Source organism: Lysinibacillus sp. 1 U-2021, from assembly GCF_029916965.1.
GTDB classification, from domain to species: Bacteria; Bacillota; Bacilli; order Bacillales_A; family Planococcaceae; genus Lysinibacillus; species Lysinibacillus capsici.
Map to the genome: position 1 here is coordinate 3,066,906 of NZ_CP123966.1, position 24,212 is coordinate 3,091,117.

Genomic DNA, 24,212 nt, shown 5'->3' on the forward strand with positions numbered 1-24,212 from the left:
TAATGTGAATTGAAAAAAATACTTATATTAATAACTTTTGTACTACTAATATCTACTTTGCAATTTTTTCAACCTTTGTTTTCTGTTTATGCTGAAAAAGCTACAGAGCATTCTGTGTGGAAAAACTGGGATAGTAAAGAGAACGTTCCTGTAAACAAGTCATGGACTATCTCCTTTAATCAACCTGTAGATTCTGATTCCATAAATAAGGACAATGTTTATATTGTAGATTCAAAAAATAATATGGTTGATATATCATTCGCTCTTTCAAACGAAGGGAGGGAATTAATAATTGAAGCGCCAACAACTGGCTATAATCCCTTCGAGACCTATACCTTATATATAACGGAAAATGTAAAATCTAACAGTCAACAAATCCTAAATGAACCTATAAAAATGGAATTCATTGTGGGGAGTGATGAAATAGTAAAATTTAAGCCATTAGTGCCTCGAGAAGATAGTAAAAATGAAGTGGTTTACCAAGATAATGTTAAACTATTGAATGAACAACAAAGTCAATCAATAAATGTGCTTGATGAAAATACAATCATTGCAAATGATGTTAGTAGTTTACTAGAAATAGGTGATGTGCTTGTTTTACCACCTTCGGAAGAGTATCCATTTGGTTTAGCTAAAAAGATAATTTCAATTGATAAAACCTCTGAACAACAAATCTTTAAAACTGAGGAACCTTCAATTGATGAAATAATACAGAATATTGACATTTCACAGCGTATTCCAATTACTTTAGACCATGTTAAAGGCGATATAAGTTTAGAACCCAATCGAAATATATTATTAGCATCAACAGATTCTAAAGTATTAAATAATGGTGTAATAGCTTCTGTTTCAGGTGAAGATATTGAACTTAGTTTTAGTAATTTGCAAATTGGGGAAAACTACTATGTAGATGGAGCAATTACTTTAAAAAATTCGGAGCTTTTTGTAGATATTAATGACGATTGGTTTTGGAAAGGAATTAAGAGTGGGGTAGTGGAATTTGATGGAACAGTAGATATTCATGCTGCAATAGGTGCAAAACAACAAATAAAAGAGGGATTTAGAAAAGAGGTAAAAATAATAGATTTTTATGTTCCTGTTCCTTCGTTCCCTATTGTAGGTGCATCTTTCGAATTATTTCTAGTAACAGAATTAAATGGGGAAGTTAGATTAGAATATCGTAAATCAATGGATTTCCAAATAGGTGCACAGTGGAATGAGGGAAGTGTGAATAAAATTGATAACGCTAAATTGCCAGAGGAGTATTATTCACCAAAAGAAGAAACAAGTTTAACTGGAGAAGTTAACTTTAATGGAAAAATTGGAATGGGCGCTGGTGTATATTTATCCATTACAGAAATTAAGTTAGTAGGTATGGCAGTGGATGCAGGACTCAAAACAAAATTGGCTACTTATTTATACAAAGATACGGCTTGTTATAAAGGGTCCAATTCTATTTACCTTGATGCAGGGATAGATATTAAAGTATTAAAATCAAAATATACATTACTTGGAGTAGAGAAATTATTAGATAACACGGATGTTTGCCAATACGTTGAAGAATTGAATGTCTCTCCTTTAGAAATCAAACTCAATCCAGGAGAAAGTCAATTGATTAGAATAGAGAAGCTTTATAAGGCAGGCCGTCCAGATTATACATTGAAAGATATTACATTTACTTCATCTGATGAAAGCATAGCAATGGTTGATAACCAAGGAACAGTCACAGTTAATAAAAATGCAAAACAAGGGTCTACTACAGAGATTGACGTTACTTATAATAATCAAAGCGGAAATGAAATAAAGAAAAAAGTTCAAGTGACAATCCTACCATCAACTGAAGAACCAAATGAAGATAATGATAATGATAATGATAATGATAATGAACCAGGCGAAGGATCTGATAATCCTAATATTAATTATTCTTATCAGCTAGTATCGCTCGGAGGGAGTTATTGGGATTATCCTAGATGGTCACCACCAGGTAGTTTCATATTAAAAAAGGATGGTACGGTATGGGCGTTTGGTAGCAATAATACAGGAGAATTAGGTCTTGGATTTGAAAGTGAAGAGGTTAAGCAACCACAGCAACTGAAAAATCTCCCGAAAATCAAGAAAGTTATTTTTGGAATATATAATACATTATTTTTAACAACAGATGGTAAGGTATATGCACGGGAAAAGAAATTATGGAGTAATGTAATAGATGGCAGTGTTGTTGTTCCTTTCTTATTGGAAGAATTGGTTGACATCGTCGATATTGCTGTTACAAACGATGCTGAATATTATTTAAAATCAGATGGTACGGTATGGAGATCCGGAAAATATCCAGCAGTAAGAAATGGCGAAGGATATACCTTGCCACCTTTCCAAATAGAAGGATTAACGGGAATAGTTAAAATCTTTAATAATGGGGCTGTTTTAAAGGCGGATGGAACGATTTGGGGAATGTACTATGTTGGAGAATCCGAATTTTGGAGACAATATACTGAATTAAGCGAAATTGTTTGGGCTGATGAGGATTATTTTGTAAAAGCAGATGGATCACTTTGGGAAAGTTATTCCCTTAGAGATAAACCAGTTATAACATACAAATACGAAGGAATATCAAATGTTATGAAAATATCGGGGAATACAATTTTACTAAAGGATGGAACAGTAAAAATGATCGTAACAGGAGATGTTCAAGATGGTAGACAGATGCCGCCAGAAAGATATGTTAATATTAATAGGGTCAACAAGGTCGATTATTTTGCTGGTTATGAAAATATTGGTTTTTATTATGCAGATGTACCAGGATTAATAGATATTGTTGATATCTCCAATAATGTAGCAGTTGATAAATATGGCGGAGTTTGGGAAATAAGAAATAACTGGAAAGAGCAGAAAATCGATATTAATCTAATACCAAAAAATTTATAAGCACACAGGGACTGAAAAACGGTTTAGGCAAGTTTTTTGTTTAAACACTACTGCACAGTACAATGATACTATTCAATAGACTAATATGATGTTATACAAATCGGGCGCGATTGTGGTAAAAAAAGAACAAATGGAACAGATGTAACAAAAAGAACAAATGTAAAACATGTAGCATGTTTTGTGATATGAAAAATATGATGTAAACTGGGAGGCAGGACGGTGCGGTAAGGTTTTCCTCACTTGGTATTTATAAAAACCTAAATATTAGGGAAAGACAGACCGACGACCGACCTGCGCTTCGTAAATTAGTACGGAGCAAGACATACACGGCCGGCCCATATTTTATTAAGAGATTAGGTATCTTAATAATATAAAAGGCTAGTAAAACTGAAGGAGTGGTTTATATGTGAACTTCGTCCACTTTTCATGATTCAGTCATTAGAGAAAAAGATTTTGGATTCGTGCGGACTTGAAAAGAGAAACATTGAAGTTTCGTAAGCTAAAGTTACTTGCTCGTATGCAAGATAAAGCGCATTATGTACTGGAACACTTAATTAAGGTTCTTACTAATTTATTGGGTGAAAATAAACATCAAATTTTACTAGACATTGATCTTTTCGTATGATGGTGCGACAGCAATTACAAGAACTTTAGTAGATGGGATAGCCCAAAATTAAAAGTCTGGCTATAGATAGCAATGGTGCAGAGTCATCCGCAATAACACTAACATTTTATGTTGTACCAAATAGAGCACCTTTGTTAACAGTTGATCCTATTACACCAAGTGGAAGTATTAATAGCGATAAATTTAAAATTAAAGGTTCATCAGGCGATCTTGACGTGAATGCAAGTGTTAAAGTAACAAACCGCATCAAAACGGGATTCCAGTTCAAATTTATAGTGGACCAGGTGGAGCATGGGAACTTGAGATAACACTTAGTCAACTTGCTGTTGGTGAAAATACGATTGTGGTTAAGGTAATTGACAACTATAATGCTAAGACAAGTAAGACGATAAAACTTAATAAAAACACAGTGAAAACACTTATTTTGCAATCCATAGCTCGATATAAGATTGAGCAGCCAAAAGGATCAGTGAAGGGTGTTTTATTATTTATTGAACGTGACGCAGATTTGGCAGTAAAAGTTGAGTTGTCAATGACTTTGACAGGGGAACAGGAGCAATGCATCACGCTCACACCAGTTAATACTGCATCGACAAATAGTGGCACTATAGAAGATACTTTCGAACACATAGTTTCAGAAGAGAAGCAAAATATTATTCTAAAAATCACACCATTACGTACAGATTTATCGCTCAATCATAAAATACAGCTTATTTCAGGGGCGGTGGACTAAATACCATTTGAGTACAAAATACGTAACCAAGACGGAACTATGAGTGCAATGAAAAAAATCGGGATTGAAGAAACGGCAGAGGAAAAGGTTACTCGATTAGAGCAGGAAAATTATCTGTTACTAGGTAGTATGATGGAAATGTCATCTTATATAGCGATGCAAGAACAAGGGCTAGGAGACCAAGAAAATGCTATTATGGAACTTTCCACATTAATTGCAATGTCGCTACCTGGAGGTGAAAGTGATGTTTAATAAAACAGTGGCTTAGTCGGGATTTGGTGCAATTTTGTTAAAACGAATCCTGACAAGCGCGAACAGGTATCTAATTTACGTGAAGTTGTATATAAGAAGTTAGACGAAGGTGAAACACAAGCATAAGCTTAGCGTTATTTTTATTGTCTAAATGAATGGGTACGTTAAGATTTCTTTACCTTGTCGTGATTCTATTGATTAACTTTAAATTTGTAAGTATGATGACGATAGGGGAAATAAGTATAAAGATCTAACACTGACGGATCGCCGTATGCGATGAAAGTCGCCTGTACGGTGAAGGCTCGTTATAAAACCAATAGGTATAAGACGAGAATAGCATATCATCTAATATTAGTTTTTCAAATATCGGAACAGCTGGGACAGTACGAACATACTTCTATGTAGAGTATACTTCACATACTAATCTAACAAATGCAACAATTAAGTTTGAACTTGGAGATGCTTTCTTAGCAGATGGGTCAGACTATTTCACCACAGAATCGACATATCCTATTTTAAATTGGAGACCTCTTGGAAACGAAAAAATATCGGATGGTGGAAAAACAGTTACGCTTGAAAATGTTAATTTAGCATCAGGTGAATGGGTAAAAATAGATTTAGGGAATACAACAATGCCAGCGGCAGGTGATTATGAAATAAAAGTAACTATTGATGCTAATCCAAGTTACACAACTACTTTAACAATATTGCCAGCACCATAAAAAGAATTTTTTTAGCACTCTCAGTTGAGAGTGCTTTTTATTTGTATCTTTTGAAAACCCATTGCTATGCGAGGGGTTCCAAAGAGCTTCTAGCTATGGACAAGAAAAAAACCCCAGCCGTACAATGAAATCAGGTCTGGTCAACCGACTTCGTACGAAAGGAGCTCTAAATGGATAATAAAAGTTTAGCATACACGACATGGAATTGTAAGTATCACATCGTCTTTGCGCCAAAATATAGAAGGCAGATTATTTATGGAAAAATCAAAGCAGATATAGGTAGAATTCTTCGCCAGTTATGTGAAAGAAAAGGAGTAGAAATCATTGAAGCTACAGCCTGTCCTGATCATATTCATATGTTGGTGAGTATTCCACCAAAAATAAGTGTTTCATCGTTTGGAGGCTATTTGAAAGGGAAGAGTAGTTTAATGATATTCGATCGGCATGCGAACCTGAAATACAAATATGGAAATAGGAAGTTTTGAAATCGCGGATATTATGTAGATACAGTAGGTCGAAACAGAAAAATCATACAGGAATATATAAAAAATCAATTGCAAGAGGATATTCTTGAGGATCAAATGACCATGAAAGAATTCAATGATCCATTTACAGGAGAAGAAATACAAGCAAAAAAGCGAAAATAATAGAACCACTTTAGTGGTAGCGTGAAAAACGGAGTGCGGTTGGCGGACCTTTCAGTGTGTCTTTAGACATGGGCCAGTACCCCAGCGTTTCACGCGTAGAGCAAACCACCAGTTAGACTGGTGGTTCTGATTTTGGAGAGGAAGGTGTTCAAACTGCAAAACATCCCATTAAAAATCATTGATGATAATTTTAATTTACTTGGTGAAGTTGAATCAATACTCGTCAGTACAGGTAGGTATCTCCTGGTCTGATATAGGAGAACTAGAGCTACAAATCAACCGTTATCTGCAGCATGCTGAAAAGCTGACAAAGGGTAATATCATCTTTCCGTATAATAGGCTGGATCAGACTTATATTATTCGCTATCGAGAAATAATCTTGTAGCTAACCAACTTGGAATGCCACAAGCTATTTTTTCAACATAGTTTGAAACAATCGAATCACTTGAATATACCGAAAGTGATTTAGAATACAAGAACTTCGCTGTTGTTGCGGGACAAGGTGAAGGTATAGAACGCAGAATCATCTCGATTGGTGATGCTGTAGATGCTGATCGCTACAAGATGTTTGTCGATGCCAGAGATGTATCTGATGATGGTAATCCACGTCCAGCTACTAAAGTTATTGCAGATTTACAAAAGCCCGGAAATGAAAAGCTGACCGAACATGCTCAAGAGGTTTATCTTGGTGGACAGATACTGACTACATCACGTTTAGTTGAAAATTTCCGCGTAGGTGACATGGTAACGGTTTGTGAAAAAGGTTGGGGTGTTACTATTGATACCCGAATTACCGCAGCTAAAGTGATTTGTGAGTATGGAAAACAAAAGGTTGAGGTCGTGTTTAAATAATTATAAGCCTATTTTTATTTGCAAGATGAGACTTGAAATCAATGCTCTGAAATATGAGTTGAAGAAATAGACACAAATAACTAAGTAATTTGTTTGTAAAAGAAGGAAATCATTACCTTTTGTCGAAATAAGTAGATGAAGGGAGTGGGTTTTCTTGAACGCAAAACAAAGAAAAGCTATTACAGATTTTTTTAAAACAAGTAAAGTATTAAAGGAATTAGGTGTTATCCGTTCTACCTCGTATACAGGAAATATTGCTGAATTTATTTGTGCTTCGGAGTTTAACATTAGATTATCCGATTCCCAAAGAGAAATAGGTTTAGATGGTACAGACTCAGATAATAGAAATATTGAAATCAAGTATCACAATGGAGAAAAAGGTACTAATATTATCATGGGGAAATATAAAGATCATCAAAACTTTCAGGATTTAATTGTAATTTTAGGACCAGATAGTTGTCTAAGAGCACACTATGTAGATGAAGAGTTATTTGAAATATATAGAATTAATGATTATAAATTTGAAGAAGGGAAAAATATTGGTAAAGGAGTTTTGGAAGGGAAATTAAAATTTCTTTTAGATTCTAATTTGGAAAAAAGATCATAGAGAGGTCTTTCGCCTTTCAAGCGAAGGATTTTTATTATGTGCTATGAGAGCAATCGATATGGGCAACGGTTGTACTCAATGCTTCTCATGGCACATTAACTTTTTGTCTAAAATATTTAACCTAAATTTAATGTTGATAGAATATACTAGAATTGGGGAAATAAATATTGAAGACCTACTGCTGACGGATCGCCGTATGTGATGAAAGTCGCCTGTACGGTGAAGGCTCGTTATAAATCCGATAGGTATAAGACGAGAATAGCACAATTTTAAGTTCTGCAAGCAACACATCTGGGTCACTAATTGCTGTTGTGTTGAGTGGAACAAACATTCCATTACCTAATGCTCAACAGTTAAATAATGTAACTGTAAATGGCGCAAATGATATTTTCACAGTTCAAGAATCAGGAACTTATGAACTTGAGTATCATGTTTATATTACTACACCATCAATGGTATCTTCTAGAATACTTTTAAATGGAATCCAACTTCCAGATAGTGCGTTAAATCCAGCTACTGGTACGGATTCTCTAACTAAAAAAGCCACAGTAAACTTAAATGCTGGTGATACTTTGAGTTTACAATTATATGGTCTTATAGGTGTAGTTACATTATTTTCTGGTGATCCGTCTAAAGCTACTTCATTGAGTATTTTGAAGAAATAAATTTTACAAAGAGTGCTTATGGAGAGTTTACTTTATTTTGCCTTCCACAGATGATTGTGGAGGGCTATTTTTATACAACAAGACCTAAGCAATGCACTGTTCCGAGAAGTGCTATTTTTATTGATGAGATGACTTTATGTCCATTGAAATTGGGGTGTTAATAGTTGTAGGTTCATTTTTTATCAGCTACTTAACATTAAATCGAAACCGAGACAAAGATGTAAAAAATGATGCGTCTGATTCGGCTGTTATTCGCACGAAATTAGACAACATTAACGCTGGAGTAGAATCAAATAGAATTGATATTAAAGCGCAAGAAATGCGTGTTACAGGGTTATCTGAACGTGTAATTCGTGTGGAAGAATCAAGTAAACAAGCTCATAAACGTTTAGATAAAATGGAGGGAATTACACATGACAATTAACTGGAAAGTACGTCTACAGAATAAACAATTTTGGGTGTCATTAATCGCATTATTACTAGTGCTCGATAAACAAACAGCGGGCATTTTTAATGTCGATATCACGATTTATAGTGCTCAAAACACAGCCATTTCGGAGACTGTTATAAGCATTTTAGGGTTACTTGGTAGCTAGTGGACGTTGCTATTGATGTGCCAGCTCAAGTACTTAATAAATATTTGGCCCGTGTAGTTAAGCCACCCTCACATTTTTATCGAATTGACGAGGAGTACATCATTACGGAGCAACGAGCAGATGGGTATTACAGTGTGTTCTTTAAGCTTCGTCCAGATGACCCACCAATCGGCGCATATCAACGTACAAATTGTTTTGAGCGTATTATGTATCTTGAAGAATCAGAAGCGGTCATGCACGATATACTGAAATTAGAACAAAGAACGGAAGATTCGGTGAACGATAAGCCTGAAATTGTGCACGTACCTACCGAAAAACAAAAATATGAGCAGTTGAGCTTATTTTAGGAGGGACTGAAATGAATGAGCAATTAAGTTTTCGTGATGAATTACGAAAGCAAGAACGAGAATGCCTATGGTTTTTACAAGCAAGTGCTGCACCAGTTGTCCGATTTAAAGGAAGTAAATCAGAGCGAAATCTACCAAAGGGATCATTATGTTTTGTTAATGGCTGCAGATCAGGTGAATTTAATACCCATGTTTGGTCCTTAAGTAAAAGTTCATTTGTAGATTATTTGGATTTAGTGCCAATGAAAGTAATTGACTTTACAGAGGAAAAATTGACACGAAAATATCCAAAAAGGTGGGAGCATGTACGATTTATTTCAAATGCCACACTACAACTTGTAGACGAAGGGTTACTTGCTGTTATTGGACCACAATGGTGTGAGTTAACAGAGAAACTTTCTAAAGGTGGATATGCTCCAAATTGAAAAGTGGATATGTTGACTAGTCATTTCGAAGGTTACAAACCCGCACGTCTTTTGGTCTACAAAGACGAATTAGAGGAGAACACAAATGAAAGCAATCACAATTAAACAACCTTGGGCTACTCTTATTGCTTTAGGTGAAGAAGCGGTTCGAGACACATAGCTGGAAGACGAAATATCGAGGTCCAAGTGCTATCCACGCTGGTAAAACAATGGATATGGAGTATTGTGAATATCTACCAATAAAGAGAGCTCCTCAAAAGCATGGAATTGATAATGCAGACTTACCGCTTGGAGCTGTCATTGCTACTGTAGAATTAGTTGAATGTCATTTGATACCGAATGAGTTAAGTGCTGCTGGCATTGAATTCGGAGAAAAATTAGAGGGTGACGAACTGTACTTTGGTGATTTTATGGATGGTCGTTATGCATGGGAGCTGAATAAAGTGAAAGTTTTACTTGAGCCAGTGCCAGTAAAGGACAATTGAGCTTGTGGATTGGGATGATGGGAGCAAGTGAAAGAAAGTGTGCAGTACCGAAAGGAGAAAAATCATTGTGCCTTATTTAAACAAACAAGAATTAGAACAAGTAATAATGAGCGCTTTTAACGAAGGTATAGTCACGGGTTTATCGATAGACCATAGTGAAAATACACCCGAAGAAATGTTTTTCTCATTAGACTATGAAGATTTCTAAAGCAAGCACATTGCAAAAAGGTGAATTTTAGACGCAATTTTAGAAAGAAAATGTAAAGTAGGGAGTTGCAAAGGTTAGTTGGGAAAGTGTATGCAGTAAAAATAAAAAGAGCCATCCCTTTAATTGGAAACGGCTAAATTAATTCTGTTTGGGTTTGCTAAGCCATTTTGCTTAACAATACTATAACTAGGTGGTTGTTGGTTATGTATAGTGATTTGTCCTTGAAACAAAAAATATTTTAAGGGTCACTTGGGAAGAAGTAATCCTAAGTAACAAATCAGGAGGTATCTGGTTACACTAGTTTAGCTTATCACTACTATTTATATGTTTGACTTAGCTGGGTTTTATAGTTCATTGCATTTGAAAAAAATAAAAAGCTACGGCAGGGAACTAATGCCACAGCTAATAAAAGAGTGCGTTCGAGACACTTATATTAAGGTATGCATATTAATTTTACTTATACATTAAAAATCCACAACATTCCATAGAAATGGATGGCTGTGCATAACTACTATGAATTAGTTTGGGGACTCAGCTTTTAAGGAAGAATTCATAGTAGTTATATATCCATTATTTACAAATCTGAATGGTTTAATACTATCGCAGTAGAAAGATATTGTGCAGAAAGGATGAAGGGTATGCAGCGTGTTTTAGATGCCTGGTGAGGTAGCCGAATGTTTTGGTTCGACAAGCAAAATGAAGATGCATTGTACATGGATATTCGTGAAGAAGAAGCTATTTTGTACGATGGACGACAATTAATCGTGAAGCCAGATGTTGTAGCTTTATTTCCGTAACATGCCGTTTGCAGATGAAAGTTTTCATTTGGTGGTATTTGATCCACCACACTTGGTACGAGCTGGAGAAAATTCATGGCTCGCTAAAAAATACGGCAAATTAAATGCGAAGTTAGCGAGGCATTAGAGGAAGATCGCAAAAGTGATGCAGAAAATTTGTTGAGGAATTAGCAGATGTATGTATCCGTATTTTCGATTTATGTGGTTCTCGTAACATTGACTTAGGAAAAGCCATAGAGTCAAAAATGCTTAAAATGAAGGTGGTTCATATAGACATGGTGAAAAAGCTTATTGAACACTTTGAGGATTAAATGAAAATAGAGCGATTATAATAGAGCTCTAAAAAACCCATAAAATCCCATGTTCATTGGGATAGCGCAAATAAAGAATCCAAGAAGGGCAATTGGACCAAGCAATAAGTTGTAAATCTTCTTTGGCAAAATATTGCCCAATAGGATTTTATAAATCATTGCACATCCTATCATTACAACTGGTAGTAAGATCATTGGTGGTATAAAAAACCACAGACTTCCAGCGCTCGATATATCTATAAATATGTCCATTAAATTACCTCGTTATGTATTTTATGTAAATTATAACATAGAAAAAACCGCAGCGTCGTCACACGCTACAGTTCGAATTGATTTATGCCCTTTTAAGACAGTCTAGTAAAAGAATTATACCACAACTTAGGAGGGCAAACCTAATGGGCAAACAAGGGCAAATTATAATTAATAAAGAACAGTTGAAACAAGCAATAAAAGATTACCGTTGGATGATGGATACATTAGAGATTCACAGAAATGCTGTGAAAGGAATGGGTGATTTAGGTATAAAATCAGCAACAGCTCAATATGGTGAAGAAGCTGGTACGCCGAAAGGCCAAGGTAGCACTAGTGATCCAGTTTTTAATGATGTAATAAGACGCGAAATATATTCAACGCGAATCATTTTGGACTACAAGAGAAAGATAAGCGAAATTCAAAAGCGGATTGATTACATTACAAAACCTTGAGAGATTGAGATTCTACATTGGATATTAGAAGGAAAAAGTTTTGCATTGATAGGAGACACATATGAAACTTTCAGAAAGACATATTCGACGCATCAAAGATTCTATAGTTGATCGAATGTTAGAATGGACTCAGTAAAAAATATGGTTTCTTAAAACAAAAAGGCATCCCTAACAAGGATGCCTCAGACTGTAGACAAACTCAATGAATTTTGAGTTTGCCTACAGTCTTTTTTCTTTTACAATAAAATAAAGTAAAGCCGTTGATTTCCACTACGGGCGGACGCTTTCCGCGGGCGGGGTCGAGCTGCTTCCCTCGCTTCGCCGCTGATTGGTGCTGGCGCATCTGCTCCTCAGATACTTGACCAGTTTCTGGACGAAAAAGAAGGTAACCACACAATGGCATACCGCGATGGTTCTGGCATATGGACCATCTGTCGGGGTGCCACAGTGGTGGATGGAAAAACCGTTTTTCCCAATATGAAACTGTCGAAGGAAAAATGCGACCAGGTCAACGCCATTGAGCGTGATAAGGCGCTGGCATGGGTGGAGCGCAATATTAAAGTACCACTGACCGAACCACAAAAAGCGGGTATCGCGTCATTTTGTCCCTATAACATTGGCCCCGGTAAGTGTTTCCCGTCGACGTTTTATAAGCGGCTGAATGCTGGTGATCGTAAAGGTGCATGCGAAGCGATTCGCTGGTGGATTAAGGATGGCGGACGCGATTGCCGCATTCGTTCAAATAACTGTTACGGTCAGGTTATTCGTCGTGACCAGGAGAGCGCATTAACCTGCTGGGGGATAGAACAGTGAATCAGATATTCATGGTGATTTTTCTCGTGTTGTCAGGATTTATCGTCGGAAATGTCTGGAGCGACCGAGGATGGCAAAAAAAATGGGCGGAACGTGATGCTGCCGCATTATCACAAGAGGTAAATGCTCAATTTGCTGCTCGAATAATTGAACAGGGGCGAACTATAGCCCGTGATGAGGCTGTTAAAGATGCGCAACAGAAATCTGCTGAAATTTCTGCCAGGGCTGCTTATCTGTCTGATAGTGTTAACCAGTTGCGTGCCGAAGCAAAAAAATATGCCATACGCCTTGACGCAGCGAAGCATACCGCAGATCTTGCCGCTGCCGTCAGAGGCAAAACAACCAAAACCGCCGAAGGAATGCTCACCAACATGCTCGGAGATATTGCAGCAGAAGCTCAGCTTTATGCTGAAATTGCTGACGAACGCTACATCGCAGGAGTGACTTGTCAACAGATCTATGAATCTTTAAGAGATAAAAAGCATCAAATGTAGGGTAATATTAAATCGGAACATTTACATCGCGGAATGTAAAATTTAAATAAAAAGGACTCTTCCATGAGCCAAAATTCCTGAAATCTTAAGGGTAAGATAAAAGGTCTTAATCAGAATGACACGTTTTATTAATAAATAAAGCTATTCTTTCATTGCTGTGTTTTTCTTTACAAAAGTAATCCTTGCTATGGGTGGTTAATCATGCGTTAATGGTGTTCTGGTTTGTTACAAATTTATCTGAAGCAGTCATTGTTATAATTTTATTATTTGTACCTCTTGAGATTTCCTTGTTGGTTTTTCTCTCTGATATTTTTTTTCGGACCATTCTGCCCAAGGGCTAATTTCTTCAAAAGGTAATAATTATGTCTAACAAAATGACTGGTTTAGTGAAATGGTTTAACCCTGAAAAAGGTTTTGGTTTCATCACGCCGAAAGATGGCAGCAAAGATGTGTTTGTCCATTTCTCAGCAATTCAGAGCAACGATTTCAAAACATTAACTGAGAATCAGGAAGTTGAATTTGGTATTGAGAACGGACCTAAAGGTCCTGCCGCTGTTCATGTAGTGGCGCTTTGAGGTAGACAATATTACAAACCATATTCACTTTAGATGCCCGTGTTGTCATGGTTCCCAGTATAGAACATCATCTTTTGATGTTTCTGACATGAATCCTTTCGGGGCAAAATGTATCTTTTGTAAATCAATGATGATTACATTTGATAATATTTCACAATACTTAAATGCCAGCCGTCTGTCGTTGGATTTGAAAAAGTGAAAATGAAGGCTCCTTCGGGAGCTTTTTTGCTTGGTGTCTATTCGATGGATACTCACATACTACGGTAACATCATGAAAAAAATCATAGTTTTTTTTAACTCTGAACCAGCAGTGGTAGTGCCAGCGATGACTGGAGTTAACACCATCATGCGTGAATATCCAAATGGCGAAAAAACACACCTTACTGTAATGGCCGCAGGGTTTCCATCTCTGACCGGAGATCATAAAGTCATTTATGTAGCCGCGGATCGACATGTTACTTCAGAAGAAATTCTGGAAGCAGCAATAAGGCTCTTGAGTTGATTTGATGCTATTGCATTGATAATTCAGGAAAATTCTCTTTGTCTGTTTGTGTAAAATTTAGACTATCGTATGTTGATTATTGCGATGTTTCATCTTATCTTTTACACGTTTGCACCATATAATCGACTTACTGTGTAACTGGAAAGTCATAACAGACTAAAAGAGGAAATGATGAATATTGAAAACTTAAAAACAAAAGCAGAAGCAGATATTTCTGAATATATAACAAAAAAAATTATTGAACTTAAGAAAAAGACCGGGAAAGAAGTTACCAGTATTCAGTTTACCGCACGGGAAAAAATGACGGGTCTTGAAAGCTATGATGTCAAGATTAATTTAATCTGATGTATTCAATAATAAAATTTATCCATAAACCTCGTTTTTACGGGGTTTTGTTATATTTGAATGGTTCCGAATATCTAAATCACAATTGTTGATGGTTTTTATTAAACCAATGCAGTCCGGCTCAGGAGTGAGAGAAGCCGGACGTTATGGTTTAGCGTGGTAAGATCTGTGTAGTTTTCTGGATGCTTTCAGTAAATAGTAATGAGTTATCAAAGGCATAGTAATATCTTTGGTGTTCCTGGATATTTGTAACCCATCGGAAAACTCCTGCTTTAGCAAGATTTTCCCTGTATTGTTGAAATGTGATTTCTTTTGATTTCAACTTATTATAGGAGGTCTCTATAAGATGTTTGTTTCTGGAGAATTTAACATTTACAACCTTTTTGAGTCCTTTTACTAACACTATGTTGTCGTTTTCTAACACAATGTGAATATTATCTGTGGCTAAATAGTAAATATAAAGTGAGACATTGTGACGTTTTAGCTCAGAATAAAATAATTCACAGTTTAAATCTTTACGCACTTGATCGAATATTTCTTTAAAAATGGCAGCCTGAGCCATTGGTAAACCTTCCATGTGATACGATGGCGCGTAGTTAGCATTATCGTGTTTATTGTTTCAATCTGGTCTGACCTCTTTGTGTTTTGTTGATGATTTATGTCAAATATTAAGCCTGTTTTTGATGAATAGTGTTGATTGCGTAACAAAATTGAGCCTTGCTGGCATCCAGGAGGGATATGCAACCGACAGATGTATGTAAGGTCGATGTACTCAAACTTTCATACTTTTCCTCTTTTATGCAGTAAGATTTGAAGTAATATTTTAACCGCTAGATGACGAGCAAACGCATGGAGCGACAAAATGAATAAAGAACAATCTGCTGATGAACTCTCGTTGGATCTGATTCGTGTAAAAAATATGCTTAATAGCACCATTTCTATGAGTTACCCGGATGTTGTAATTGCATGTATAGAACATCAGGTGTCTCTGGAAGCATTCAGGGCAATTGAGGCAGCGTTGGTGAAGCACGATAAGAATTCGAAGGATTATTCCCTGGTGGTTGACTGAGCACCATAACTGCTAATCATTCAAACTATTTCACCTGTGACAGAGTCAATATCGCATTCTGTCACTGTCAGGCTAATACAGAGCTGCAATTCAACTACTGCAATGTCCTCGTAATTAGGTGAATTTACAATATCGTCCTGTTCGGATGCCGGTTGCATTGCTGAAGATGAGGCATTTATGGTTCGCATATTTTCCCCTCATGCTCGTCAGTCCTGTGCGTAGGAAGAAACAGGACACTCACACTAATTTGTGTGGGCATGCTGTGATGTCCTTCTGAATTATTCCTATTCCATTATGTAAAGCGCTGTATCAGATGCTCATCACGGCTGTCAGGCTGTCAGGCTGTCGGGTCCTCCCGGTGGGGGCCCCTGCCACGGGGCGGGAGCGTCGCGGAAAAAGGCTAGTTTTTGAAATTTCATCCGTCATCACCACTACTGTAATAGATTGATATTACAGTATTTTTATTTTTGTGGTGTCGATTTTGATTGTTTTTTGTTCATCACTAACACCGTTTGCCTAAAGTCGTTCGCAAGATGCATGTTTAAAACATTCTGGAGCGGGTATGGATCGAGAGTTAAAAAATCTGACGCTGAATATCAGTCAATTGGCGGCACTGTCAGGTGTACATCGCCAGACTGCTGCGGCAAGGCTGCAAAATCTACCCGTTGCAGGGGGGCATGAAAGCAACCTCAAGCTTTATCGGGTGGTTGATATTGTGTCGGCATTTCTGGCATTAACATACGACTGAAAAATTGAATAATTGTATGTTTAAACTTGTTAGGCTTTAACAGCACTTGTCCCTTTTGTAATCATTACTTCTAAATTCTTCACATTGCCATTAAACACAAGGTCAATTTGACACGTGCTCGTTTTCTCGTCGATAATGTAGCCGATATCATCTCCATCATGGAATTTCTTTAATCTTTTCATCACTTAGACTGTCGATTCCCTTCACATCTCCAACAAGCGTAATTAAGTCCATTTTTTCAGGATTAATTTCTTCAAATAGCATGGTTCTGTTTGTTTGATTAATAATCTCCATTCATTTGGCTGTATATTTCTACAGCCGTCCCTCCTTTAGATAACGAATTTCGGGTAAGCATAAACATTTAGTGATAAAAATACAGGATTAGAATTATATAACTACTTCTTATAAAGAATATTTCAGGAATAAAAATCAATTTGAGGCTAAGCTATGTACTAGAAACTCTAATTCTACTTTTATGCATTTTTTATTCACTAATGATAGGATGTATCACAAAAGTAACTATACAACACCAAAAATTAATGTCAATATTTTCTATAGAAGATATTGACATTAAAAACAATTTAAAGTATTTTTAGTAAAAATGTTACATATAATAATTATGATATTTTTTCAGTTAATATAGGATTAATCCTATTTTTTTATAAAAAAAAACTAAAGGTTCAATTACTCTTGGGCCCAAAGCTGTTTTTTAAAATAATCTTCTATATAGGAAAAATGAATAAAAAGTATTAATCATATAACGACATTAGTCTTTTAGGATGAATATATATAAAATAGTTCTTTAAGCATTTGTACTTTTCTTTCAGGATATTATGAATTTCAAAAAGGAAAGTCCAACTTCCAAAAATAGTTAGGAGAAATAGCATTGTTCACCTCTTCATTTACAACTTACCCTCTTATCCTTGAAAAGTTACATCTAAACAAAATAATCGAAAACCTTGCTTTCCTTTTATGATTTTCTTCCCAAAAGTCATGAGGCAGTAATCAGTCACACTTTTATTTGGCTTTATATTACGTCGCCAGCACGCTAAAATCCAATGTTCATTCATTCAGCTTGTAATTTAAGGTGCAAAAAAAACCGTTCACCTAAACGTGAACGGTTTTGTAGACTATGCTTTTTGATAACGAAGCACTGGTGTACGAGCAGCGCGTGTTTCGTCTAGACGAGATACGACTGTTGTATGAGGTGCTTCTTGAACGATTGATGGATTTTCTTCTGCTTCTTTCGCAATTTGAATCATTACATCACAGAATGCATCTAATGTTTCTTTAGATTCAGTTTCAGTTGGCTCGATCATTAACGCCTCTTCCACATTTAATGGGAAGTATGTTGTTGGTGGATGGTAGCCAAAGTCTAACAAACGTTTTGCGATATCTAATGTACGAACGCCTAGCTTCTTCTGACGACGACCTGATAAGACAAATTCATGTTTACAGTGACGGTTATATGGTAGATCGTAGAATGGCTCTAAGCGACGCATCATATAGTTTGCATTTAATACAGCATATTCTGTAACAGCTTTTAAGCCATCTGGCCCCATTGTACGAATATACGTATAAGCACGAACATTGATACCAAAGTTACCATAGTAAGGTTTTACGCGTCCGATTGATTGTGGACGATCGTAGTCAAAGTGGTATGTGCCTTCTTCAGTTCTTACTAATACTGGTTTTGGTAGGAATGGAATTAAATCTGCTTTTACACCTACTGGACCAGAACCTGGACCACCGCCACCATGTGGGCCTGTAAATGTTTTGTGTAGATTTAAATGCACACAGTCAAAGCCCATATCGCCAGGACGTGCTTTACTCATAACGGCATTGAGGTTCGCACCATCATAGTACACTTTACCGCCTACAGAGTGAATTAGCTCTGCCATTTCGATAATGTTTTCTTCAAATAACCCTAGTGTATTCGGGTTCGTTAACATGAGTGCTGCTGTATCAGAACCTACTACTTTGCGAAGGTCTTCGATATCAACTAAGCCATTTTCATCCGATTTGACAGTGATTGTTTCAAAGCCCGCTACTGTCGCTGAGGCTGGGTTTGTACCGTGAGCTGAGTCAGGCACGATTACTTTGTTACGGTGACCTTCCCCATTTGCTTCATGGAAGGCACGAATCATCATTAACGCTGTCCATTCACCATGAGCACCTGCTGCTGGTTGTAATGTAACTTCATCCATCCCTGTAATTTCTACTAAAGACGTTTGAAGATCATAAAGAAGTTCCATTGCCCCTTGGACTGTTGATTCATCCTGTAATGGGTGAACATTTGCAAAGCCTGAAAGACGTGCAACTGTTTCGTTAATTTTCGGATTATATTTCATCGTACAAGAGCCAAGCGGATAGAAGCCCGAGTCTACCCCATGGTTTCTACGAGAAAGTGCTGTATAATGACGCATAATATCCAGCTCAGATACTTCAGGTAGTTCTGCTGCCTCTGAACGTACTAGGTTTGCAGGTAATAAATCTGCTAGGTCTACTTCAGGCACATCTAGTGCTTCTAAACTATAGCCAACGCGACCTTCTTTTGAAATTTCAAAAATGAGTGATTGATTTTCGTTATGCATTAAGAGCCCCCATTTCTGCAACAAGTGCATCAATTTCTTCCTTCGTGCGTAATTCAGTTACTGCGATTAGCACATGATTTTTCAGAGAGTCATAATTTTGACCTAAAGGATAGCCACCGATAATACCCTTTTCGATTAAGCCTTTATTGATTTCCTTCACACATTTATTCGTTTTCACTACGATTTCGTTAAAGTGTGCACCTTGGAATGCTACTGTAAAGCCTGCTGCTTCAAAGGCATTTTTTGCATAACGTGTTTTCGCAATATTTTGAGTAGCCATTTCACGGATACCTTGTTTTCCTAGAGCTGTCATCGCTACAGAAGCTGCAAGTGCAAGAAGTGCTTGGTTTGAGCAAATATTTGAAGTTGCCTTATCACGACGGATATGTTGTTCACGTGCTTGTAGTGTTAAAACGTAACCACGACGGCCTTCACCATCCACTGTTTCACCAACAAGACGTCCTGGGACCTTACGCATTAATTTTGTTGTTACTGCAAAGAAACCACAGTGTGGGCCACCGAAGGCTTCAGAAATACCGAATACTTGCGCATCACCTACACAAATATCAGCGCCAAGCTTGCCAGGAGGCGTTAAGATTCCTAATGCAAGTGGGTTAGAAGATACAACAAGTAAGCTTTTTGCAGCATGTGCAATATCCCCGATCACTTGGATGTCTTCCACTTGGCCGAAGAAGTTTGGATATTGTGCAATAACAGCTGCTGTGTTGTCATCGATCAACTCTTTTAATGCATCCACATCTGTCACACCATCTTTTTGCGGGATAGTCACAATCTCAATGGATTGACCGTAGGCATATGTAGCAACAACATCGCGATATTCTGGGTGCACTGCTTCAGACACTAAAATTTTCTTGCGACGCGTATGACCAGCTGCCAGCATACCTGCCTCTGCTAAAGCTGTACCACCGTCATACATAGAAGAGTTTGCAAGATCCATACCCGTTAGCTCGGCAATCATCGTTTGGAATTCAAAGATGGCTTGTAGCTCACCTTGTGAAATCTCAGGCTGATATGGTGTATAAGCCGTATAGAACTCTGAACGAGAAATAACATGGTCCACGATCACTGGTTTATAGTGGTTATAAACACCTGCGCCTAAAAATGATACATTGGCATTTGTATCCTTATTTTTAGCAGCAAGTGCCGTTAATTCTTTTAATAAAGCAGATTCTGATTTAGCTTCTTTAATATCATAAAGGCCTTTAAAACGGACTTTCTCAGGAATATCCTCAAATAACTCATCGACTGAGGATACACCGATTACGTCTAACATTTCTTTTTGATCTTGCTCCGTCATAGGTAAATAACGATGTTTCATAAATGTAGGTCCCTCTTTTCAACTATTATTTTGAACGCTTGTAAAACGGTGTTTCTACTGTTATTACCTTTAAGTGTTTACCGCGAATTTCGATTTCTAGCTCAGTTCCGATTGTTGCGAATTGACTGTCAATTAATGCGTGACCAACATTACGTTTAGATGAAGGAAGCTGTGTACCAGTTGTCACTTCACCGATTTCTTGACCATCCTTAAACACTTTGTAGCCATGGCGTGGAATGCCTTTATCAATCATTTCAATGCCTACAAGTTTGCGTGGTAGACCATTTTCCTTTTGAGCTACTAATGCTTCATGACCAATGAAGCCTTCTTTATTTAATTTCACAGCGAAGCCAATACCAGCCTCTAGAGGAGAAATTGTTGCTGATAGCTCTTGACCATATAGTGGTAGCCCCGCTTCAAAACGAAGTGTATCACGACATCCTAGTCCAGCTGGAACCACACCTTTTTCTTGACCTGCCTCTAAAATTTTACCCCAAAGCGCTTTGATGTCTTCTGGAGCGCCATATAATTCAAAGCCATCTTCACCTGTGTAGCCACTGCGCGAAACTAATACTTTATGTCCGGCAACCTCCACATTCTCTTGGAAGCGGAAAAATTTAATGGCACTTACATCAGTTGAAGTAAGGGATTGAAGAACTTCTTCTGCTAATGGTCCTTGCAGAGCAATTTGTGCGTAGGCATCCGATTGGTTATCAATCGTCACATCATATTGATGTTGATTTTCCATCATCCAATCATAGTCTTTTTCAATGTTAGCTGCATTGACACATAATAAATAGTGATTGTCAGCTAATTTATATGTTAATAAATCATCAACAACGCCACCATCTTCATAGCACATTGCCGTGTACTGCGCTTGACCGTCAACAATTTTTGAGACATCATTTGATAACAGATTTTGTAAAAAACCTAATGCATCGGGACCAGTTACTAAAATCTCTCCCATATGTGATACATCAAATAAGCCTGCACGATTACGCACTGCATCATGTTCTTCTTTAATAGAAGAGAATTGAACAGGTAATTCCCATCCACCGAAGTCAACTGTTTTTGCACCATATTTCGCGTATTCTTCAAATAGAGGTGTACGTTTTAATTCATTCGCCATTCTTTTTTGCCCCCTTATTGTTAGTTACATTTTTACTGGTAGTAGTTCGTCTGCTTTTTGCATTCCTACAATCAATTACGTAAAACTGGCTATAGACATAAAAAAAGACAGACGAACCCCTTTTCGGGATTCTCTGTCCTTGCACCTGAAAGTTACACCAGACTGGCTCGCAAGCTTTACCCTTGCCAATCAGTCGGCTTTCCCCTTTGGTGGCTGTTATTGTTATACTACAGCTCTCTCCAGAGTTGCGTCTTGTACGAGTCCTTTTACCTGAGAGATTCATAGCCCATTGCTACTTGCTCCTTCGGTGGCGTCTACACGCTCTCTCCCCGCACAATCATCCGCCCAAGATAAATCTTGGTACTATTTAGTATTCAATGAACATTTAGTTACTTATTTGTCTATATCCTAACATTAAATGCATTGGAAAGGCAATCATTTTTTAAAAGATAATAAAACACGAACATTAAATTGACATAATATATTCATCGTTCGTTTTTTAACCTTTTCACTTGAAATACTAAATACTCTAGAATTTGGCGAATCGTCCTACCTTCTGTCAGTACCTGAATATGACCTGCATCACGGTAAAACTTCCTTCTGTAGTGATACAGACTTTCTAGCTCCTCCTTTGTAGAGCTCTGTACAATGGGTCTATTTGGATCATGCTGAACTCGTTTATAAATATCCTCAAACGACGCATCTAAAAAAAACACCAATCCACTGCGTCTCATAATTTTTCGATTTTCAGCATTAATGGCAACGCCACCACCAGTCGAAATAATGCAAGCCTCGTCCCTGAAATTTTTCAAAAATTCTGTTTCTATTTCTCGAAAGTGGGCCTCACCGTATTTTTCAAAAATCTGTGGAATGGTCATCCCCTGCTGACGCACAATTTCATGATCCATATCATAATATGGCATCTTCAATAAATAGCTTAAGCGTCTTCCTAATGCACTTTTTCCACTACCCATAAAACCAACTAAATATATTTTTCGCAATTCGATTCACCTTCTTATAACTACGATTCTACACTGTCTGACAAAATTTGTCCCAATAAATTTATCGTAGCTCGAACATTCAATTTTTCTAGCCCATCATATGTTCGATACTGCATTTCATAAGACATATAATACGCAAGAACAAAAGTAGTTACAAAAAATAATAATGCAATTGCGATCAAAAAAATAGCCCCTCTGTCATTTTTCAATAATTGGCACATAAAAGGCTCGCTCCTTTTGAATACCACTCGCCATTTCAACAGCTACCGTCAGCTTATTTTCGGAATAGCTAAATTGACATTTATTGATTCCTATTAGCATAGGAACATGTCCACCCTTTACCTGCTCACGAATAATATTTGAGTAGCAATCAACATGATGGAGCGTATTAGCTGTTTGGAAAGTTATTCTTTTTTGATCTTCACGAATGGAAAAGGTGGAAAGTTCTTTTAGAGAGAGGTTCAAGTCGGAAACAAATAGTTCCCACTTTGTTTGTTCATCTGTTAGCATAGTTGATTTCATTTCTGCAAACCAAAGTATTATAAGGACAAAAAAATGAGAAATAAGCACAAAAACGACTAATTGAAACATAGCTTCTATTAATGTATAGCCTTTTTCATTCATGAGGCTTCACCTGTCACTTGGATACATTTTTGGCGTGACTCCTGTAAATTTTGAAATTGGACACAAATTTGTTGTTCGTCAACGATCCAATGATAAGCAACCTGTTCAATGGTCCGAGAGCCCTCTGTTACTTGAATCGCATGGTACTGTTTTAAACCTTCGTATGCTGTTTCAGCTGCAATTAGCTCCATTTTTTTATTAGCAAGATTTGTTTTCATCGTATAGGTAATGGGGATTAACGAGGTACAAAGTAACATCAAAATACCCACACCTAAAATAGTTTCTACAAAAGAATAGCCTGACTCATTCAATCCTAGCTCTCCCTCGCCCTAATGTTATGATTACTTTTTTCTTGCCCTGTGGTGTTTTAAATGCCATGGTGCCTGCTGACATCACATTGCCGCTGTAGTTATAGACAAGTGTTTGAATGGAACTCTCAGCTGGCAAAAATTCAACCCCCTTCGGAAAAGAACGTTCATATAAATGAGTATAAATATCTTTTTGAATAGTATAACGATTTATTGAACCTTCCATTTTCAAGGCTATATATTGTCGTTGGCTCATACTATAGGTTTGAATATATTGAATATCTAGCTGTAATTGCGTAAAAAATCGTTCTAATTCCTTGGTTTCTGCTATTTTCAATGAGAATTTACTAACAATTGCTGTTAAACTCATAACAAGAAATAAGACAACCAGCATTTCAAGAATGGTAAAACCGCCGTTTTTACGAACATTCATTAGCTATCCGTACCTGTTTCCAAGTTGACATTGGCTGGACGTACCTCTCCCTCATTAGTAATCACTATTTCTTCTTTATTTGGGCAGGTTGTTTCATTTTCCTTTAAATAGCCCTTTGCCACTAAATCCTCTAAGGTAGGATAAGCCATATAATCTACACGATACGCCTCTACTTGACCTTGTACCATGCTTATATAAGCCGTACAGCCTTTCTTATCTATTGTGGCGAAATGCTTTGTAACATTTGGGATTGTAATTAAAATAAGAATAGATATAATTAACAAAACTATAAGCATCTCAATTAAAGTAAAACCATCTTGTTGGTTAAGACGTTTCATCA

At 36.9% G+C, this 24,212-nt stretch carries 36 protein-coding genes, 2 pseudogenes and 1 riboswitch; of the genes and pseudogenes, 25 read left to right on the top strand and 13 right to left on the bottom strand.

Annotated elements, in window-relative coordinates:
• Nucleotides 1–9 precede the first annotated feature (9 nt).
• The 23 genes and pseudogenes from QH639_RS15845 to QH639_RS15950 all read left to right on the top strand — a co-directional run bounded on the left by QH639_RS15845 (nt 10) and on the right by QH639_RS15950 (nt 14,627).
• Nucleotides 10–2,922: an Ig-like domain-containing protein gene (locus QH639_RS15845; protein WP_281114810.1), complete on the top strand. Its 2,913-nt coding sequence runs from the start codon at nt 10–12 to the stop codon at nt 2,920–2,922.
• A 968-nt stretch (nt 2,923–3,890) separates the two neighbouring features.
• Entirely contained in the window at nt 3,891–4,280 is a 390-nt protein-coding gene (locus QH639_RS15850) for a hypothetical protein (protein ID WP_281114811.1), read from the top strand.
• A 39-nt stretch (nt 4,281–4,319) separates the two neighbouring features.
• Nucleotides 4,320–4,532, top strand: coding sequence for a hypothetical protein (locus QH639_RS15855; RefSeq protein ID WP_281114812.1), 213 nt, complete (start codon nt 4,320–4,322; stop codon nt 4,530–4,532).
• Between the two features lie 365 nt (nt 4,533–4,897).
• Nucleotides 4,898–5,254, top strand: a complete 357-nt coding sequence (locus tag QH639_RS15860; protein WP_281116207.1) for a BslA/BslB family hydrophobin — start codon at nt 4,898–4,900, stop codon at nt 5,252–5,254.
• Between the two features lie 170 nt (nt 5,255–5,424).
• Nucleotides 5,425–5,901: pseudogene (tnpA, locus tag QH639_RS15865) on the top strand (IS200/IS605 family transposase).
• Nucleotides 5,902–6,336: 435 nt separating this feature from the next.
• Nucleotides 6,337–6,753: a Gp37-like protein gene (locus QH639_RS15870; RefSeq protein WP_281116208.1), complete on the top strand. Its 417-nt coding sequence runs from the start codon at nt 6,337–6,339 to the stop codon at nt 6,751–6,753.
• A 154-nt stretch (nt 6,754–6,907) separates the two neighbouring features.
• The gene (locus QH639_RS15875; RefSeq protein ID WP_281114813.1) at nt 6,908–7,360 is read left to right on the top strand and encodes a hypothetical protein; all 453 of its coding nucleotides are present in this window, start codon (nt 6,908–6,910) and stop codon (nt 7,358–7,360) included.
• A 266-nt stretch (nt 7,361–7,626) separates the two neighbouring features.
• The gene (locus QH639_RS15880; protein ID WP_281116209.1) at nt 7,627–8,025 is read left to right on the top strand and encodes a BclA C-terminal domain-containing protein; all 399 of its coding nucleotides are present in this window, start codon (nt 7,627–7,629) and stop codon (nt 8,023–8,025) included.
• A 136-nt stretch (nt 8,026–8,161) separates the two neighbouring features.
• A complete protein-coding gene (locus QH639_RS15885; protein WP_281114814.1) occupies nt 8,162–8,449 on the top strand; it encodes a hypothetical protein in 288 nt (95 codons plus the stop codon).
• Entirely contained in the window at nt 8,439–8,621 is a 183-nt protein-coding gene (locus QH639_RS15890) for a phage holin (RefSeq protein ID WP_281114815.1), read from the top strand. The genes QH639_RS15885 and QH639_RS15890 overlap by 11 nt, the downstream gene beginning before the upstream one ends.
• Complete coding sequence (locus QH639_RS15895; RefSeq protein ID WP_281114816.1) at nt 8,621–8,968, top strand: hypothetical protein; 348 nt, start codon at nt 8,621–8,623, stop codon at nt 8,966–8,968. Before QH639_RS15890 ends, QH639_RS15895 begins: the two co-directional genes overlap by 1 nt.
• Nucleotides 8,969–8,979: 11 nt before the next feature.
• Nucleotides 8,980–9,393, top strand: a complete 414-nt coding sequence (locus QH639_RS15900; protein ID WP_281114817.1) for a hypothetical protein — start codon at nt 8,980–8,982, stop codon at nt 9,391–9,393.
• Between the two features lie 209 nt (nt 9,394–9,602).
• Nucleotides 9,603–9,878: a hypothetical protein gene (locus QH639_RS15905; RefSeq protein ID WP_348638161.1), complete on the top strand. Its 276-nt coding sequence runs from the start codon at nt 9,603–9,605 to the stop codon at nt 9,876–9,878.
• 67 nt (nt 9,879–9,945) lie between these two features.
• A complete protein-coding gene (locus QH639_RS15910; RefSeq protein WP_281114818.1) occupies nt 9,946–10,086 on the top strand; it encodes a hypothetical protein in 141 nt (46 codons plus the stop codon).
• Between the two features lie 674 nt (nt 10,087–10,760).
• A pseudogene (locus QH639_RS15915) lies at nt 10,761–10,989 on the top strand (SAM-dependent methyltransferase); the annotation flags it as partial.
• Between the two features lie 600 nt (nt 10,990–11,589).
• The gene (locus QH639_RS15920) at nt 11,590–11,898 is read left to right on the top strand and encodes a hypothetical protein (protein ID WP_281114819.1); all 309 of its coding nucleotides are present in this window, start codon (nt 11,590–11,592) and stop codon (nt 11,896–11,898) included.
• Between the two features lie 369 nt (nt 11,899–12,267).
• Nucleotides 12,268–12,711 (top strand): lysozyme, encoded by a 444-nt coding sequence (locus QH639_RS15925; protein ID WP_481817328.1) that lies wholly within the window; start codon nt 12,268–12,270, stop codon nt 12,709–12,711.
• Nucleotides 12,708–13,205, top strand: coding sequence for a DUF2514 domain-containing protein (locus QH639_RS15930; RefSeq protein WP_001071769.1), 498 nt, complete (start codon nt 12,708–12,710; stop codon nt 13,203–13,205). Before QH639_RS15925 ends, QH639_RS15930 begins: the two co-directional genes overlap by 4 nt.
• Before the next feature lie 362 nt (nt 13,206–13,567).
• Nucleotides 13,568–13,780 (top strand): cold shock protein CspI, encoded by a 213-nt coding sequence (cspI, locus tag QH639_RS15935; protein WP_000066495.1) that lies wholly within the window; start codon nt 13,568–13,570, stop codon nt 13,778–13,780.
• A gap of 22 nt (nt 13,781–13,802) precedes the next feature.
• Nucleotides 13,803–13,979, top strand: a complete 177-nt coding sequence (gene ymcF, locus QH639_RS26520) for a cold shock small protein YmcF (protein ID WP_087902522.1) — start codon at nt 13,803–13,805, stop codon at nt 13,977–13,979.
• A gap of 2 nt (nt 13,980–13,981) precedes the next feature.
• The gene (ynfR, locus tag QH639_RS15940; RefSeq protein ID WP_120795388.1) at nt 13,982–14,047 is read left to right on the top strand and encodes a small protein YnfR; all 66 of its coding nucleotides are present in this window, start codon (nt 13,982–13,984) and stop codon (nt 14,045–14,047) included.
• A 4-nt stretch (nt 14,048–14,051) separates the two neighbouring features.
• Nucleotides 14,052–14,282 carry a protein YnfN gene (gene ynfN / locus QH639_RS15945; protein WP_000720962.1) on the top strand — a complete coding sequence of 77 codons (231 nt, stop codon included), beginning with the start codon at nt 14,052–14,054 and terminating at the stop codon, nt 14,280–14,282.
• Between the two features lie 168 nt (nt 14,283–14,450).
• Nucleotides 14,451–14,627: a GnsA/GnsB family addiction module toxin gene (locus QH639_RS15950; protein ID WP_000981006.1), complete on the top strand. Its 177-nt coding sequence runs from the start codon at nt 14,451–14,453 to the stop codon at nt 14,625–14,627.
• 151 nt (nt 14,628–14,778) lie between these two features.
• Here the strand turns inward: QH639_RS15950 and QH639_RS15955 are convergent, their stop codons facing one another.
• Nucleotides 14,779–15,189: a DUF1398 family protein gene (locus QH639_RS15955; protein WP_000035577.1), complete on the bottom strand. Its 411-nt coding sequence runs from the start codon at nt 15,187–15,189 to the stop codon at nt 14,779–14,781.
• A gap of 300 nt (nt 15,190–15,489) precedes the next feature.
• Between QH639_RS15955 and QH639_RS15960 the strand changes: the two genes are divergently transcribed.
• Entirely contained in the window at nt 15,490–15,696 is a 207-nt protein-coding gene (locus QH639_RS15960) for a hypothetical protein (protein WP_001031431.1), read from the top strand.
• Between the two features lie 20 nt (nt 15,697–15,716).
• Here QH639_RS15960 and QH639_RS15965 read toward each other — a convergent pair whose 3' ends face one another.
• Nucleotides 15,717–15,884: a hypothetical protein gene (locus tag QH639_RS15965; RefSeq protein ID WP_001309516.1), complete on the bottom strand. Its 168-nt coding sequence runs from the start codon at nt 15,882–15,884 to the stop codon at nt 15,717–15,719.
• A gap of 374 nt (nt 15,885–16,258) precedes the next feature.
• Between QH639_RS15965 and QH639_RS15970 the strand changes: the two genes are divergently transcribed.
• Nucleotides 16,259–16,444 (top strand): DUF1441 family protein, encoded by a 186-nt coding sequence (locus QH639_RS15970; protein ID WP_281114820.1) that lies wholly within the window; start codon nt 16,259–16,261, stop codon nt 16,442–16,444.
• Nucleotides 16,445–16,473: 29 nt separating this feature from the next.
• Here QH639_RS15970 and QH639_RS15975 read toward each other — a convergent pair whose 3' ends face one another.
• The 11 genes from QH639_RS15975 to comGC form a co-directional block, all read right to left on the bottom strand.
• The gene (locus QH639_RS15975) at nt 16,474–16,629 is read right to left on the bottom strand and encodes a hypothetical protein (protein ID WP_176408523.1); all 156 of its coding nucleotides are present in this window, start codon (nt 16,627–16,629) and stop codon (nt 16,474–16,476) included.
• Nucleotides 16,601–16,738, bottom strand: coding sequence for a hypothetical protein (locus QH639_RS15980; RefSeq protein WP_156113261.1), 138 nt, complete (start codon nt 16,736–16,738; stop codon nt 16,601–16,603). Before QH639_RS15980 ends, QH639_RS15975 begins: the two co-directional genes overlap by 29 nt.
• Nucleotides 16,739–17,574: 836 nt before the next feature.
• The gene (gene gcvPB / locus QH639_RS15985) at nt 17,575–19,038 is read right to left on the bottom strand and encodes an aminomethyl-transferring glycine dehydrogenase subunit GcvPB (RefSeq protein WP_016993972.1); all 1,464 of its coding nucleotides are present in this window, start codon (nt 19,036–19,038) and stop codon (nt 17,575–17,577) included.
• On the bottom strand, nt 19,031–20,377 hold the full coding sequence (gene gcvPA / locus QH639_RS15990; protein WP_016993971.1) for an aminomethyl-transferring glycine dehydrogenase subunit GcvPA: 1,347 nt from the start codon (nt 20,375–20,377) through the stop codon (nt 19,031–19,033). Before gcvPA ends, gcvPB begins: the two co-directional genes overlap by 8 nt.
• A 25-nt stretch (nt 20,378–20,402) precedes the next feature.
• Nucleotides 20,403–21,506, bottom strand: coding sequence for a glycine cleavage system aminomethyltransferase GcvT (gene gcvT, locus QH639_RS15995; RefSeq protein WP_131520616.1), 1,104 nt, complete (start codon nt 21,504–21,506; stop codon nt 20,403–20,405).
• Nucleotides 21,507–21,754: 248 nt separating this feature from the next.
• A riboswitch (glycine riboswitch) is annotated at nt 21,755–21,847 on the bottom strand.
• Between the two features lie 144 nt (nt 21,848–21,991).
• The gene (locus QH639_RS16000) at nt 21,992–22,507 is read right to left on the bottom strand and encodes a shikimate kinase (RefSeq protein ID WP_004231053.1); all 516 of its coding nucleotides are present in this window, start codon (nt 22,505–22,507) and stop codon (nt 21,992–21,994) included.
• A gap of 20 nt (nt 22,508–22,527) precedes the next feature.
• The gene (locus tag QH639_RS16005) at nt 22,528–22,689 is read right to left on the bottom strand and encodes a hypothetical protein (protein WP_225340350.1); all 162 of its coding nucleotides are present in this window, start codon (nt 22,687–22,689) and stop codon (nt 22,528–22,530) included.
• A 16-nt stretch (nt 22,690–22,705) separates the two neighbouring features.
• Nucleotides 22,706–23,131: a competence type IV pilus minor pilin ComGF gene (gene comGF / locus QH639_RS16010; RefSeq protein ID WP_131520615.1), complete on the bottom strand. Its 426-nt coding sequence runs from the start codon at nt 23,129–23,131 to the stop codon at nt 22,706–22,708.
• Nucleotides 23,128–23,442 carry a hypothetical protein gene (locus QH639_RS16015; protein ID WP_259419293.1) on the bottom strand — a complete coding sequence of 105 codons (315 nt, stop codon included), beginning with the start codon at nt 23,440–23,442 and terminating at the stop codon, nt 23,128–23,130. The genes comGF and QH639_RS16015 overlap by 4 nt, the downstream gene beginning before the upstream one ends.
• Nucleotides 23,435–23,872: a competence type IV pilus minor pilin ComGD gene (comGD, locus tag QH639_RS16020; RefSeq protein WP_131520613.1), complete on the bottom strand. Its 438-nt coding sequence runs from the start codon at nt 23,870–23,872 to the stop codon at nt 23,435–23,437. Before comGD ends, QH639_RS16015 begins: the two co-directional genes overlap by 8 nt.
• On the bottom strand, nt 23,872–24,210 hold the full coding sequence (gene comGC / locus QH639_RS16025; protein WP_131520612.1) for a competence type IV pilus major pilin ComGC: 339 nt from the start codon (nt 24,208–24,210) through the stop codon (nt 23,872–23,874). The genes comGD and comGC overlap by 1 nt, the downstream gene beginning before the upstream one ends.
• Nucleotides 24,211–24,212 lie beyond the last annotated feature (2 nt).

What these genes read in the sequence shown, in the direction of transcription:
- cspI (WP_000066495.1), top strand. Translation starts at nt 13,568, where the DNA reads ATGTCTAACAAAATGACTGGTTTAGTGAAATGGTTTAACCCTGAAAAA.
- QH639_RS15960 (WP_001031431.1), top strand. Translation starts at nt 15,490, where the DNA reads ATGAATAAAGAACAATCTGCTGATGAACTCTCGTTGGATCTGATTCGT.
- gcvT (WP_131520616.1), bottom strand. Translation starts at nt 21,506, where the DNA reads ATGGCGAATGAATTAAAACGTACACCTCTATTTGAAGAATACGCGAAA.
- gcvPB (WP_016993972.1), bottom strand. Translation starts at nt 19,038, where the DNA reads ATGCATAACGAAAATCAATCACTCATTTTTGAAATTTCAAAAGAAGGT.
- QH639_RS15905 (WP_348638161.1), top strand. Translation starts at nt 9,603, where the DNA reads ATGGATATGGAGTATTGTGAATATCTACCAATAAAGAGAGCTCCTCAA.
- QH639_RS15955 (WP_000035577.1), bottom strand. Translation starts at nt 15,189, where the DNA reads ATGGCTCAGGCTGCCATTTTTAAAGAAATATTCGATCAAGTGCGTAAA.
- QH639_RS15920 (WP_281114819.1), top strand. Translation starts at nt 11,590, where the DNA reads ATGGGCAAACAAGGGCAAATTATAATTAATAAAGAACAGTTGAAACAA.
- QH639_RS15855 (WP_281114812.1), top strand. Translation starts at nt 4,320, where the DNA reads ATGAGTGCAATGAAAAAAATCGGGATTGAAGAAACGGCAGAGGAAAAG.
- QH639_RS15965 (WP_001309516.1), bottom strand. Translation starts at nt 15,884, where the DNA reads ATGCGAACCATAAATGCCTCATCTTCAGCAATGCAACCGGCATCCGAA.
- QH639_RS15980 (WP_156113261.1), bottom strand. Translation starts at nt 16,738, where the DNA reads ATGGAGATTATTAATCAAACAAACAGAACCATGCTATTTGAAGAAATT.
- QH639_RS15900 (WP_281114817.1), top strand. Translation starts at nt 8,980, where the DNA reads ATGAATGAGCAATTAAGTTTTCGTGATGAATTACGAAAGCAAGAACGA.
- gcvPA (WP_016993971.1), bottom strand. Translation starts at nt 20,377, where the DNA reads ATGAAACATCGTTATTTACCTATGACGGAGCAAGATCAAAAAGAAATG.
- QH639_RS15885 (WP_281114814.1), top strand. Translation starts at nt 8,162, where the DNA reads ATGTCCATTGAAATTGGGGTGTTAATAGTTGTAGGTTCATTTTTTATC.
- QH639_RS15950 (WP_000981006.1), top strand. Translation starts at nt 14,451, where the DNA reads ATGATGAATATTGAAAACTTAAAAACAAAAGCAGAAGCAGATATTTCT.
- comGF (WP_131520615.1), bottom strand. Translation starts at nt 23,131, where the DNA reads ATGAATGAAAAAGGCTATACATTAATAGAAGCTATGTTTCAATTAGTC.
- comGD (WP_131520613.1), bottom strand. Translation starts at nt 23,872, where the DNA reads ATGAATGTTCGTAAAAACGGCGGTTTTACCATTCTTGAAATGCTGGTT.
- comGC (WP_131520612.1), bottom strand. Translation starts at nt 24,210, where the DNA reads ATGAAACGTCTTAACCAACAAGATGGTTTTACTTTAATTGAGATGCTT.
- QH639_RS15970 (WP_281114820.1), top strand. Translation starts at nt 16,259, where the DNA reads ATGGATCGAGAGTTAAAAAATCTGACGCTGAATATCAGTCAATTGGCG.
- ynfN (WP_000720962.1), top strand. Translation starts at nt 14,052, where the DNA reads ATGAAAAAAATCATAGTTTTTTTTAACTCTGAACCAGCAGTGGTAGTG.
- QH639_RS15890 (WP_281114815.1), top strand. Translation starts at nt 8,439, where the DNA reads ATGACAATTAACTGGAAAGTACGTCTACAGAATAAACAATTTTGGGTG.